The organism is Streptomyces sp. TG1A-8 (assembly GCF_030499535.1).
GTDB lineage: Bacteria > Actinomycetota > Actinomycetes > Streptomycetales > Streptomycetaceae > Streptomyces.
This window is the reverse complement of record NZ_JASTLB010000001.1, coordinates 5,890,700-5,903,068: the sequence shown is the minus strand read 5'-3', so window position 1 is coordinate 5,903,068 and position 12,369 is coordinate 5,890,700. Positions and strand designations below refer to the sequence as shown.

General features: G+C 71.8%; 8 protein-coding genes and 1 rRNA gene. 3 read left to right on the top strand and 6 right to left on the bottom strand.

Annotation, left to right across the window (positions count from 1 at the left end):
* Positions 1–255: 255 nt before the first annotated feature.
* Positions 256–1,782 (bottom strand): 16S ribosomal RNA (locus QQY24_RS26045).
* Between the two features lie 578 nt (positions 1,783–2,360).
* Here QQY24_RS26045 and QQY24_RS26040 point away from each other — a divergent pair.
* Positions 2,361–2,810, top strand: a complete 450-nt coding sequence (locus tag QQY24_RS26040; protein WP_301975148.1) for a PTS glucose transporter subunit IIA — start codon at positions 2,361–2,363, stop codon at positions 2,808–2,810.
* An 80-nt stretch (positions 2,811–2,890) separates the two neighbouring features.
* Entirely contained in the window at positions 2,891–4,561 is a 1,671-nt protein-coding gene (gene ptsP, locus QQY24_RS26035) for a phosphoenolpyruvate--protein phosphotransferase (protein ID WP_301975147.1), read from the top strand.
* A gap of 71 nt (positions 4,562–4,632) precedes the next feature.
* On the opposite strand, the gene QQY24_RS26030 is transcribed toward ptsP, so the two are convergent.
* Together QQY24_RS26030 and QQY24_RS26025 are read right to left on the bottom strand one after the other, a co-directional pair.
* The gene (locus QQY24_RS26030; RefSeq protein WP_301976360.1) at positions 4,633–5,526 is read right to left on the bottom strand and encodes a hypothetical protein; all 894 of its coding nucleotides are present in this window, start codon (positions 5,524–5,526) and stop codon (positions 4,633–4,635) included.
* A gap of 135 nt (positions 5,527–5,661) precedes the next feature.
* On the bottom strand, positions 5,662–7,629 hold the full coding sequence (locus tag QQY24_RS26025; protein ID WP_301975146.1) for an acetoacetate--CoA ligase: 1,968 nt from the start codon (positions 7,627–7,629) through the stop codon (positions 5,662–5,664).
* A gap of 406 nt (positions 7,630–8,035) precedes the next feature.
* Here QQY24_RS26025 and QQY24_RS26020 point away from each other — a divergent pair, with 406 nt between their 5' ends.
* Positions 8,036–10,381, top strand: coding sequence for a glycoside hydrolase family 31 protein (locus QQY24_RS26020; protein WP_301975145.1), 2,346 nt, complete (start codon positions 8,036–8,038; stop codon positions 10,379–10,381).
* A 9-nt stretch (positions 10,382–10,390) separates the two neighbouring features.
* Here the strand turns inward: QQY24_RS26020 and QQY24_RS26015 are convergent, their stop codons facing one another.
* The 3 genes from QQY24_RS26015 to QQY24_RS26005 all read right to left on the bottom strand — a co-directional run bounded on the left by QQY24_RS26015 (position 10,391) and on the right by QQY24_RS26005 (position 12,369).
* The gene (locus QQY24_RS26015; protein ID WP_301975144.1) at positions 10,391–10,927 is read right to left on the bottom strand and encodes an NUDIX domain-containing protein; all 537 of its coding nucleotides are present in this window, start codon (positions 10,925–10,927) and stop codon (positions 10,391–10,393) included.
* Positions 10,928–11,063: 136 nt separating this feature from the next.
* Positions 11,064–11,669 (bottom strand): ATP/GTP-binding protein, encoded by a 606-nt coding sequence (locus QQY24_RS26010; protein WP_301975143.1) that lies wholly within the window; start codon positions 11,667–11,669, stop codon positions 11,064–11,066.
* Positions 11,670–11,973: 304 nt separating this feature from the next.
* Entirely contained in the window at positions 11,974–12,369 is a 396-nt protein-coding gene (locus tag QQY24_RS26005; protein ID WP_301975142.1) for a DUF742 domain-containing protein, read from the bottom strand.

The following is a 12,369-nucleotide window of genomic DNA, read 5'->3' as shown; positions in this document are numbered from 1 at the left end:
CACCCCGGACCACCGTCCGAGTGCACTGGGGCCGGCACCTGAGGAAAAAAACCCATTCCCTCAGACACCCAACAGCGTGCCCGACACGACCAGCCGACCAGATCAGCGTTCCACACCCCCAAGGGCAGTACTAGCGCCTGATCCATCCTGGACCCTGCCGAATAGTCAACGTTCCACCCATGAGCAACCGGCATCGGACACTCGCCGATGCACCGGCCTCTGACCGGGCCAGGCCCGGTAAGAAGTGCTCCTTAGAAAGGAGGTGATCCAGCCGCACCTTCCGGTACGGCTACCTTGTTACGACTTCGTCCCAATCGCCAGTCCCACCTTCGACAGCTCCCTCCCACAAGGGGTTGGGCCACCGGCTTCGGGTGTTACCGACTTTCGTGACGTGACGGGCGGTGTGTACAAGGCCCGGGAACGTATTCACCGCAGCAATGCTGATCTGCGATTACTAGCGACTCCGACTTCATGGGGTCGAGTTGCAGACCCCAATCCGAACTGAGACCGGCTTTTTGAGATTCGCTCCACCTCACGGTATCGCAGCTCTTTGTACCGGCCATTGTAGCACGTGTGCAGCCCAAGACATAAGGGGCATGATGACTTGACGTCGTCCCCACCTTCCTCCGAGTTGACCCCGGCGGTCTCCCGTGAGTCCCCAGCACCACAAGGGCCTGCTGGCAACACGGGACAAGGGTTGCGCTCGTTGCGGGACTTAACCCAACATCTCACGACACGAGCTGACGACAGCCATGCACCACCTGTACACCGACCACAAGGGGGACCCTGTCTCCAGGGTTTTCCGGCGTATGTCAAGCCTTGGTAAGGTTCTTCGCGTTGCGTCGAATTAAGCCACATGCTCCGCCGCTTGTGCGGGCCCCCGTCAATTCCTTTGAGTTTTAGCCTTGCGGCCGTACTCCCCAGGCGGGGCACTTAATGCGTTAGCTGCGGCACGGACAACGTGGAATGTTGCCCACACCTAGTGCCCACCGTTTACGGCGTGGACTACCAGGGTATCTAATCCTGTTCGCTCCCCACGCTTTCGCTCCTCAGCGTCAGTATCGGCCCAGAGATCCGCCTTCGCCACCGGTGTTCCTCCTGATATCTGCGCATTTCACCGCTACACCAGGAATTCCGATCTCCCCTACCGAACTCTAGCCTGCCCGTATCGACTGCAGACCCGGGGTTAAGCCCCGGGCTTTCACAACCGACGCGACAAGCCGCCTACGAGCTCTTTACGCCCAATAATTCCGGACAACGCTCGCGCCCTACGTATTACCGCGGCTGCTGGCACGTAGTTAGCCGGCGCTTCTTCTGCAGGTACCGTCACTTTCGCTTCTTCCCTGCTGAAAGAGGTTTACAACCCGAAGGCCGTCATCCCTCACGCGGCGTCGCTGCATCAGGCTTTCGCCCATTGTGCAATATTCCCCACTGCTGCCTCCCGTAGGAGTCTGGGCCGTGTCTCAGTCCCAGTGTGGCCGGTCGCCCTCTCAGGCCGGCTACCCGTCGTCGCCTTGGTGAGCCATTACCTCACCAACAAGCTGATAGGCCGCGGGCCCATCCTGCACCGCCGGAGCTTTCCAGAACCACAGATGCCCATGATCCTCATATCCGGTATTAGACCCCGTTTCCAGGGCTTGTCCCAGAGTGCAGGGCAGATTGCCCACGTGTTACTCACCCGTTCGCCACTAATCCCCTCCCGAAAGAGGTTCATCGTTCGACTTGCATGTGTTAAGCACGCCGCCAGCGTTCGTCCTGAGCCAGGATCAAACTCTCCGTGAATGCTCACCCCGGACCATGCAACCAGCACATCCGGTGCACACATCACGAGAGCGGAACAGCCGGGCGGAATAAGCCCAGCCGTTCACAGCGTCCTCGCTGTGTCTACTTCAAAGGAACCTCGACCATCGGAAAACAACCTCCGACGGACGGGGTATCAACATATCTGGCGTTGACTTTTGGCACGCTGTTGAGTTCTCAAGGAACGGACGCTTCCTTCGTACTCACCCTCACGGGCTTTCCTCCGGGCGCTTCCCTTCGGTGTTTCAAACTCTATCAGGCTTTTTCCGTCTCCCTGACCAACCCCCCGCAGACATGCCGAAGGTGATCCCGGGATAGGATCTGATCGAGTTTGGGTTGCTGCCGGGCGAGGACGCCGTAGCGCCGTTCCGTCCTCAGCAGGTCCTCCACGGTACACGGGTCCCCGGAGCCGGTGCAAATCCCGGTGAGTGGTGGTCTAGACCACTAGCTGGTACCTTCTGTCCGGAACCGCCACTTCACTGACATACGCTGCTGCTCGGTGTGCCGTCCGGGACGGACAGTGACGGCCCGAACGCAGCCCCACTCCTGGGAGGCTTCCCATGACCACCGTGACGTCCCCTCTTCCCGGACGCGCCGTCGGACTGGCCGCCGTGCCGGATCCGGTCTTCTCCGGGGCCATGGTCGGCCCGGGCACCGCGATCGACCCGGTGCGCGAGCCCTCCGAGGTCGTGGCGCCCGTGGCCGGCGTCATCGTTTCCCTGCACCCGCACGCCTTCGTCGTGGTCGACGAGAGCGGGCACGGTGTGCTCACCCACCTCGGCATCGACACGGTGCAGCTCAACGGCGAGGGGTTCGAGCTGCTCGTCAACAAGGGCGACACCGTGAGCCGCGGTCAGGGCATCGTGCGCTGGGACCCCGCCGCCGTCGAGGCCGCCGGCAAGTCCCCGGTGTGTCCCGTCGTGGCGCTCGAAGCCACGGCCGAGGCGCTCTCCGGCCTCCGGGACAGCGGTGACGTGAAGACCGGCGACAGCCTCTTCTCCTGGAACTGACGACCACACCGCCGCACGGCGGCCCACCGCACAACCACCGCGGCGGCTCGACCCGCCGCGCCTGACCGGAGACGGGTGAGATGGAGACAACGCTGCGAGGCGTCGGCGTGAGCCACGGTGTGGCGATCGGCGAGGTTCGGCACATGGGGACGGCGGTGCTCGAACCGCCGGCGAAGCGGATTCCGGCGCAGGAGGCCGAGCGCGAGCAGGGACGGGCGCACCAGGCCGTGGACGCCGTGGCGGCCGACCTGGCGGCGCGCGGCAACCTGGCGGGGGGCGAGGCCCAGGCGGTCCTGGAGGCGCAGGCCATGATGGCCCAGGACCCCGAGCTGATGGCCGATGTCGAGCGGCGGATCGCCGTCGGCAGCACGGCCGAGCGCGCGGTGTACGACGCGTTCGCGGCGTACCGGGAGCTGCTGGCCGGCGCCGGCGAGTACCTCGCCGGTCGCGTCGCGGACCTCGATGACGTGCGCAACCGCATCGTCGCCCGGCTCCTGGGCGTCCCGATGCCGGGTGTTCCGGACAGCGACCGGCCCTACGTACTGGTGGCGCGGGATCTGGCCCCCGCCGACACGGCTCTGCTGGACCCGGCCCTGGTGCTCGGTTTCGTGACCGAGGAGGGCGGCCCGACCAGTCACAGCGCGATCCTGGCGCGGGCACTGGGCGTTCCGGCCGTCGTGGCGCTGCCGGGCGCCGGTGAGCTGGCCGAGGGCGTGGTGATCGCGGTCGACGGCAGCACCGGCGAGGTCTTCGTCGACCCGAGCGAGGGGAGGAAGGCCGAGCTGGAGGCCGCTGCGGCGGAGCGCAGGGCCGCTCTCACGGGCGCGACGGGCCCGGGTGCCACGGCCGACGGGCACAAGGTGCCGCTGCTGGCCAACGTCGGCGGTCCGGCGGACGTGCCGGCCGCCGTGGAGGCCGGTGCCGAAGGCGTCGGTCTGTTCCGCACCGAGTTCCTCTTCCTGGACGACAGCCGGAACGCTCCGTCCGAGGAGAAGCAGGTGGCGGCCTACCGGCAGGTGCTGGAGGCCTTCCCCGGGGGCCGGGTGGTGGTACGGGTGCTGGACGCGGGCGCCGACAAGCCGCTGGACTTCCTCACGCCGGCGGACGAGCCGAACCCGGCGCTCGGCGTGCGGGGGCTGCGGGCGCTGCTGGACCACCCGGAGGTCCTGCGTACGCAGCTGGCCGCGCTGGCGAAGGCCGCGGAGGGGCTGCCCGTGCACCTGGAGGTCATGGCGCCCATGGTCGCGGACCGCGCGGACGCCAGGGCGTTCGCGGACGCCTGTCGCGCGGCGGGACTGCACGCGAAGTTCGGCGCCATGGTGGAGATCCCGTCAGCCGCACTGCGGGCGCGTTCGATCCTGCGGGAGGTCGAGTTCCTGTCGCTGGGGACCAACGACCTCGCGCAGTACACGTTCGCCGCGGACCGGCAGGTGGGTGCGGTGTCGCGGCTGCAGGACCCGTGGCAGCCCGCGCTGCTCGACCTGGTCGCGCTGTCGGCCGAGGCCGCGCGGGCCGGGGGCCAGAGCTGCGGGGTGTGCGGTGAGGCCGCGTCCGATCCACTGCTGGCGTGTGTGCTGACGGGTCTGGGCGTCACCTCCCTGTCCATGGGTGCGGCGTCGATTCCCTACGTGCGGGCGACGCTGGCGAAGTACACGCTGGCGCAGTGCGAGCGGGCGGCCGCCGCCGCGCGCGCGGCGGACAGTGCCGGGGAGGCGCGCGCCGCGGCGCAGGCGGTGCTGTCCGGCGAGTAGGCCGGCCGGCGCCGACGGTGCCGGCCGGGTTCAGGGGCGTCCCGCCTCCGGGCGGGGCGCCCCCGGCGCGTTCAGTGACGGTGGCCCGGTGGTGTGTCCTGCGTGCCGAGGTCGGGCGGGACGCAGTAGTCGACGTCCGGTTCCGGTGGGACGGGGTCGCCCGACTCGGCGTCGGTGCAGTAGGCGTCGAAGACCTCGGAGGCGGTGAGGGGTTCCAGGGCGCCGGCGCGCAGCCGCCAGCCGTAGACGCGGTCCGCCCTTCCGGGGGCGCTGGTGCGCATGACGAGTCCGCCGGGGCTGCGGGTGGCGAGGCCGAGGGCGAGGACGCCGGTGAATTCCAGGGCTTCCGCCTCGTCGAGTTCGGCGGTCCCGCCGGTGCCCTCGTCCGCGTGAAGGACGGAGACCAGGGTCTCCGGTGGTCCGGAGACGCTGCAGACCAGGTGCCGGTCGCCCGGTGGTGCGGTGTCGAGGATGCGGACGAGGAGGCCGGAGGCCCTGGTGAAGGCCGCGCGGCCGATGTCCTCGCCGCAGGTGGCGCAGGGGCCGAGGCGGGTCAGCAGGGTGGTGGCGTACTCCCAGGTGGCCTGCCGGACCGCTTCGTCCACGAGGGTGGGCACGAGCGCGGCGAGGGGCCGGCCGTCATAGGGGACGGTGGGGCCGGTCGCCGCGAGTTCGGCGGTGTACCGGCTGCGGCTGGCCGGGGCCTCCGGGTCGAGGCCGGTGTGCGCGCAGAACGCGGCGTAGTCCTCGGGGTCGAAGAGGGCCAGTGTGGTGTGGCTGCCCTGTGCGGCGCGGGTTTCGAGGAGCGCCTCCACCTGGTGGAGGTAGGCGGTGTGGTCGTCGAAGGTGAAGCTGCGGTAGCGCCGCATGGCGCGGAAGTCGTGTTCGTCGGTGAGCAGTCCGATGGTGCCGGCCATCTCGCGGCCCAGGACGCGCCGCGTGGTCCGGTGGTCGGTGTGCGCCATGATGTCCCCCAGTGCGCAGTGGATCATTGCTCACCCACAGTAACCGGGGGCACTGACAACGGGGCCGGGGCGGCCCGGCCTGCCGCGGGGTCCGGCAGGGCCCGGGCCGTTCCCTCCGGGCGGGAGGCGGCCGGGTCAGGCGCGTTCGCGGGCCATCCGCTCGTAGAGGGCCAGCAGCGCCAGGTCGTCGATGGACCCGGGGTTGACCGCCTTCTCCAGGGGTGTGCCCTGCAGGATCCGCTTGACCGGGACCTCGATGCGCTTGCCGGTGAGGGTGTGCGGGATCCCGGGGACCTCGATGACCTCGTCGGGTACGTGGCGCGGTGAGAGCTGCTCGCGGACGGCCTGCTTGATGCGGGTCAACAGGGCCTCGTCGAGGACGGCGCCCGGGGCGAGGTGGACGAACAGCGGCATCCAGTAGCCCCCGTCGGGCTGCTCGACGCCGATGACCAGGGACTCCTTGATCTCGGGCAGGCGTTCGACGGCCTCGTAGATGTCGGCCGACCCCATGCGTACGCCCTGCCGGTTGAGGGTGGAGTCGGAGCGGCCGTGGATGATCACCGAGCCGCGGGAGGTGACGGTGATCCAGTCGCCGTGGCGCCAGGCGCCGGGGTAGGTGTCGAAGTAGCTGTCGCGGTAGCGGCTGCCGCCGGGGTCGTTCCAGAAGCGGATCGGCATCGACGGCATGGGGTTGGTGACGACCAGTTCGCCCACCTCGTCCACGAGCGGCCGGCCCGCCGGGTCCCAGGACTGCAGGTCGGTGCCGAGGCAGGCCGCCTGGAGTTCGCCGGTGTGGACGGGGAGGGTCGGTACGGCTCCCGCGAAGCAGGAGCAGACGTCGGTGCCGCCACTGACGGAGGCGATCCACAGGTCCCCGCGGACCTCGTCGTGCAGCCAGCGGAAGCCGTCGGGCGGCAGGGGCGAGCCGGTGGTGGCGACGCACCGCACCCTCGCGAGGTCGAAGTCGCGCGAGGGGTGCACGCCCGCCTTGCGGCAGGCCATGACGTAGGCGGCCGAGGTGCCGTAGAAGGTGGCGCCGGTGCGCTCGGCGATCCGCCACTGGGCGCCGGTGTCCGGATGGCCGGGGCTGCCGTCGTACAGGATGACCGTCGTCCCGGTGAGGAGGCCGGAGACGAGGAAGTTCCACATCATCCAGCCGGTCGAGGTGTACCAGAAGAAGCGGTCCCCGGGGCCGAGGTCGCAGTGCAGTCCGAGCTGCTTGAGGTGCTCGACGAGGATGCCGCCCTGGGACTGGACGATGGCCTTGGGCAGGCCGGTCGTGCCGGAGGAGTACAGCACCCACAGCGGGTGGTCGAACGGCACCTGTTCGAAGGTGGGCTCGGTGCCGGCCGAGGTCAGCTCCGGCCACGACAGGGCACCGTCGGGCGCCTCGGTGCCGAGGAGCGGGATGTGGACGACGGCGCGCAGGGTGGGCAGCTCGCGGCGCAGTTCGGCGACGACGGCACGGCGGTCGTGCTCCTTGCCGCCGTAGCGGTAGCCGTCGACGGTGAACAGGACGACCGGTTCGACCTGCTGGAAGCGGTCGAGGACGCTGCGGGCGCCGAAGTCGGGGGCGCACGAGGTCCACACGGCGCCGACGGCGGCGGTGGCCAGGAGCGCGGTCACGGCTTCGGGGATGTTCGGGAGGTAGCCGCTGACGCGGTCGCCGGGGCGCACGCCGAGGGCGCGGAGTCCGGCCGCGAGGGAGCCCACCTGCCGGCGCAGCTCGGACCAGGTGACCGGGCGGGGTTCGTGGGTCTCGTCGACGTACAGGAGGGCGGGCTCGTCCGCGCGGCCGTCCGCGGCGCGCAGGGCGTGCTCGGCGTAGTTGAGGGTGGCCCCGGGGAACCACTGGGCGCCCGGCATCGAGCGGTCGCCGAGGACGCGCGCGCAGGGAGTCGAGAAGCGCACGTCGAACCACTGCGTGACGGCTTCCCAGAACGTGTCCAGCTGGTCGACGGACCACCGGTGCAGGGCCGGGTACCCTCCCGCGGCAGGGGCCCCGTGGTGCTCGGCGGCCCACGCCTGGAACCGGGTGATGCGGGCCTGGGCGATCCGTTCGGGATCGGGCTGCCAGAGCGGCTGGGGGTTCGCGGTCGACATGGGGCGGCTCCCGGGCTGTGCGCGTGGTGTGCGTCGGTCCGCGCACGGGCTGGGGTGTGCGCGTGACGCGGCTGACACGGACGATGCCATGTGATCGACTTCCACACCAGGGCGGGCCCCACATAGTCCGTGTCGTGAAGATGTGGTTCCGGCATGGGTGAACGGCAGTTGAACGACACGCGCGCGGGGGGCGGTCAGTGGCAGGGTGAGCAGCATGGACGGTCGTGACCTGGTGCGTTCGGTGAGTGTGGTCGGTTCGAGGGGGGCGGCGCAGGGGTTCCGTACCGTACGGGCCGCACCAGGGCGGGCCCCACATAGTCCGTGTCGTGAAGATGTGGTTCCGGCATGGGTGAACGGCAGTTGAACGACACGCGCGCGGGGGGCGGTCAGTGGCAGGGTGAGCAGCATGGACGGTCGTGACCTGGTGCGTTCGGTGAGTGTGGTCGGTTCGAGGGGGGCGGCGCAGGGGTTCCGTACCGTACGGGCCGCATGGCGCAGGAGGCGTATCGACGCCGCGGGGCTGCCGCCGCGGGGGGCCGAGCGCGCGCGGGTCCCGGGAGAGGTGCGGGGGGCGGAACCGGGGCCGGGGGGCGGGGTGGTCCGGTTCGGGCGGTCCGAGCTGCGGATCACCGTCGCGGTCAACGGGGCGGTCTTCTGGGGCTGGGACGGGGCGGGCCCCGAGCCCTCGTACGCGCTCGCCCGGAGTTGTCCCGAGGCGGATCCGCGGGCGGTGCTGGAGCCGGACAAGGACGGTGGCTGGCGGGTCGTGGCCGAGCGGATGACGGTCGCCGTCTCCCGGCACGGTGCGGTCCAGGTGTGCACGCCCGGAGGCGTCATGCTGCGGCGGGACCTGCCGCCGCGCTGGTGGGAGCCGGCCGGCGGGGGCACGGTGCGGTGGATGCAGCGGTCCGAGGTGGCCGCGGACGCCCGGTTCTTCGGTCTGGGCGGGCGCGCGTCCGGGCCCCGGCTGCGGGACGGCACGTACCGGCTGTGGAACGCCGGTCCGGGCCGTGCGTCCGGCCCGGGGGGTGATCCGCCGCACCTGACCATGCCGGTGCAGCTGGTGGTGGCCGACGCGGGGGCCCACCTGGTGTTCCACGACAGCACGTGGGACGGTGCGGTGACGCTGTGGGAGGGCGAGGAGGGCGCCGGGTCGGGGCACGACCGGGCGGGACGCTGCGAGACGCGGATGGACGGGGGTCCGCTGCGCTGCTGGGTGATGGCGGGCACGCCCGCGCGCGTGCTGCACACCTGGGCGTCGCTGACCGGAGCGCCCGCGCTGCCGCCCGCCTGGGCCCTCGGCCACCACCTGCGGTGGGACCGCGGCGGCGAGCAGGAGGTGCGGCGGACCGTCGCGGCCCATCAGGAGCGCGGTCTGCCGCTGGACGCCGTCCACCTGGACGTCGGCCACTGCGAGGACGGCCAGGTGTTCACCGTCGACGAGGAGCGCTTCCCGAAGCTGCCGGTGCTCGCCGAGGAACTGCGCCGGGACGGGATACGGCTGGTGTCGGTCGTCGACCCGGCGGTGAAGGCCGCGCCGGGCAACGCCGTGCACGACAGCGGCTCGGCCGTGGACGCGTTCGTCCGGGACGCCGCGGGGCGGGTGGTGCGCGGCGAGGCGCGGGCCGGCGAGTCGGTCTTCCCCGACTTCACCCGCGCGCCCGTGCGCGCGTGGTGGGGCGGCCTCTACGCGGAGCGGCTGGGGCAGGGCTTCGCGGGGGTCTGGCACGACATGGACGAGCCGACGTCGTTCACCGCCTTCGGGGAGACGACGCTGCCGCGTTCGGCCCGGCACGCCCTGGAGGGGCGCGGCGGCGACCACCGGGAGGCGCACAACGTGTACGCGCTCTGCATGGCCCGCGCGGGCTACGAGGGGCTGCGCGCGCTGTCGCCGCAGGAGCGCCCGTTCCTGCTGTCGCGCTCCGGCTGGGCGGGCTCGCAGCGGTACGGGGGGACCTGGTCGGGGGCCGCGGCGGCGGGCTGGCCGGGGCTGCGGGCCTCCCTGTCGCTGGTGCTGGGGCTCGGCCTGTGCGGGGTGCCGTTCTCGGGGCCGGACGTGGGGGGCCCCGGCGGGGACGGGGCGGCGGAGCTGTACCTGCGGTGGCTGCAGCTCGCCGCGTACCTGCCGCTGCTCCGTACGCGGGCGGGGCGCGGGGGGCCGTGGGAGTCCGGCCCCGGGGTGGTGGGGCACGCGCGCCTGGCGCTGCTCGAACGCCGGCGTCTGCAGCCCTACTTCGTGACGCTGGCCCACCTGGCCCGGCGGACCGGCGCGCCCTGTGTGCGGCCGGTGTGGTGGAGGGCGCCCGAGGACCGCGCGCTGCGCGACTGCGAGGACGCGTTCCTGCTCGGCGACTGTCTCCTCGTGGCGCCGGTCCTGGAACCGGGAACCGACCGGCGTGCGGTGCAGCTGCCGCGGGGCCGCTGGTACGACACGGTGACGGAGCGGGCGTACGAGGGCCCGGCGCGGGTCGTCGTGGACGCGCCGCCGTCGCGGATCCCGGTGTTCGCGCACGCGGGTGCGGTGCTGCCGGTGCGCGGTGAGCGCGGCGCGCCGGAGCTGGAGGTGTGGGCGCCCGAGCGGGGACGGGCGGGGGGCGGGCTGGTGGTGCCGGACGCGGGCGACGGGTGGGACGAGGGGGGGATCGAGCGTTACGTGGCCCGCCGGCAGGGCCGGCGGGTGGTGGTCGTACGGGAGCGGGAGGACGGCGCGGCCGAGCCGTCCCGCCCGGTGCGGGTGCGGGGCCTGGGCTGACCGGCCGGCTCAGACGTAGCGGCCCTCGAAGAAGGCCCGCACGGCCAGGGTGTGCAGGGGGAAGGCGAGCTCCTCGGGCCTGCGCAGCAGGTGCGGGCCCTCGGTCTCGTCCGTGGTGCCGGGGGCCGGGAGTCCTTCGGCGGAGCGTTCGGGCAGGAGCCCGAACAGCAGCAGGTGCCCGTCGGGCGAGCTCATGGCGTCCGCGAGCCGCACGTCGCGGGCGGCGGCGTCGATGCCGGTCTCTTCGTTGAGTTCGCGCACGACGGCCTGCTTCCAGTCCTCGCGGTCGTCGATGTAACCGCCGGGCAGGGCGGTGCCCCCGCGTGCGGGGGCGATGGTTCGGGTGATGACGACCAGGGCCGTGCCCCTGGTGTCGTACACGGGCTGGAGTGCGACGGCGACCGGCAGCGGGTTGCGGTAGGCGACGCTCCCGCAGGACGGGCACGTGCGCGGCCAGCCGGCGGCACCCTCCCCATGGGGCGCTCCGCAGCTCGAACAGTGGGAGCCCTGAGCGGAGTTGGCAGTTGAGTGCTGAATTTCGGACACGCGCGGACTGTATCCGATCAGAAGCGGAACTTCTTGCGGCGCAGATGTCCACGGAGCCGATGCGGTGGCAGCGGGTCGGCCACAACGGCTCCCGCCCGCCCCGGCCACCGCTCCGCGGTGCGGACCGCGTCGCGGGTCAGGTGGTGACGGCCCGCCGGCGGTCGGCGGTGTACCCCATCGCGTGCTGGACGACGCGGACGAGCACCTCCTTCACCGACTCCCGGTCGCGGGCGTCGCACAGCACCAGCGGGACGTCCCCGTCCAGGTCGAGTGCCCGCCGGACGGCGTCGGCGGGGTAACGGGCGGCACCGTCGAAGCAGTTGATGCCGACGAGGAAGGGGATGGACCGCCGTTCGAAGTAGTCGACGGCGGCGAAGCAGTCCTCCAAGCGGCGTGTGTCGGCGAGCACCACGGCGGCGAGGGCGCCCTCGGACAGCTCGTCCCACATGAACCAGAACCGTTCCTGCCCGGGCGTCCCGAACAGGTACAGCACCAGCCCCTCGCGCACGGTGATGCGGCCGAAGTCCATGGCCACGGTGGTGGTGTGCTTGGCCTCCACGCCGGTGGTGTCGTCGACCGGACGCCCGGCCTCGGTCAGCAGCTCCTCGGTGCGCAGCGGTCTGATCTCGCTGACCGCGCCGACCAGGGTCGTCTTGCCCACGCCGAAGCCGCCGGCCACCAGGATCTTGAGCGTGACGGGCTCCACCAGGGACCTGCCGCGCTCGGAACGCCCGAAGATCATCGGTCTCTTCTCCTGCTTGCTGGGTGTTCGGGCGGCGGTCGGCCGTAGCCGCCGCCACCGGGTTCTTGGTTCCCGTGGGCCACGCGGGGCGCCGCGGAGGCGGGTGCTCACCGCGGCCGGTCAGCACCGAGGGGTTCCTCGCGTGCGCCGGTGACGGCGGTGGGCGCGTGCCGGCCGGGACCGCGGGACGGCGGTCCGTCCGCGGCCGGCCGGCCGTCCGGGCCACGCGCGACGGCACCGGCGGGGGTGCCGCCCCGGCCGGTTGGCAGCCGCCGGCCCGTCACCGCTCGCGCTTCCACGCCGGTCACAGCGCCCGGAGGCCGGCGATCACGTCACGCAGGATGCTCTCGTCCGGCAGCTCGGCCGGGGGCACCGGACGCGTCACGTGGACGAGTTCCGCGTGCACGAGGTCTCCGATGAGGACGCGCACCACTCCGGTGGGCAGGTCGAGCTCCGCGGCGAGTTCGGCGACCGACTGCGGCGCGTCCCGGCAGAGCCGGACGATGTCCACGTGTTCCGGGGAGAGCGTCGTGTCCGCCTCGGCGTCGTCGGCGCCGGGCTCCGTGACGACCACCGCGATCAGGTCGAGGCGGTGCTGGGCCGGGCTCGTGGTGCGGCCACGCGTCATGGCGTACGGACGGACGACCGGTCCCGCCTCGTCGTCGAACCAGTGGCTTCCTGCCTGACCGTCTCCGCTCAT

Excerpts from the sequence above, each read along its gene's own strand:
- QQY24_RS26040 (WP_301975148.1), top strand. The coding sequence starts at position 2,361 with ATGACCACCGTGACGTCCCCTCTTCCCGGACGCGCCGTCGGACTGGCC.
- ptsP (WP_301975147.1), top strand. The coding sequence starts at position 2,891 with ATGGAGACAACGCTGCGAGGCGTCGGCGTGAGCCACGGTGTGGCGATC.
- QQY24_RS26030 (WP_301976360.1), bottom strand. The coding sequence starts at position 5,526 with ATGGCGCACACCGACCACCGGACCACGCGGCGCGTCCTGGGCCGCGAG.
- QQY24_RS26025 (WP_301975146.1), bottom strand. The coding sequence starts at position 7,629 with ATGTCGACCGCGAACCCCCAGCCGCTCTGGCAGCCCGATCCCGAACGG.
- QQY24_RS26020 (WP_301975145.1), top strand. The coding sequence starts at position 8,036 with ATGGACGGTCGTGACCTGGTGCGTTCGGTGAGTGTGGTCGGTTCGAGG.
- QQY24_RS26010 (WP_301975143.1), bottom strand. The coding sequence starts at position 11,669 with ATGATCTTCGGGCGTTCCGAGCGCGGCAGGTCCCTGGTGGAGCCCGTC.
- QQY24_RS26005 (WP_301975142.1), bottom strand. The coding sequence starts at position 12,369 with ATGAGCGGAGACGGTCAGGCAGGAAGCCACTGGTTCGACGACGAGGCG.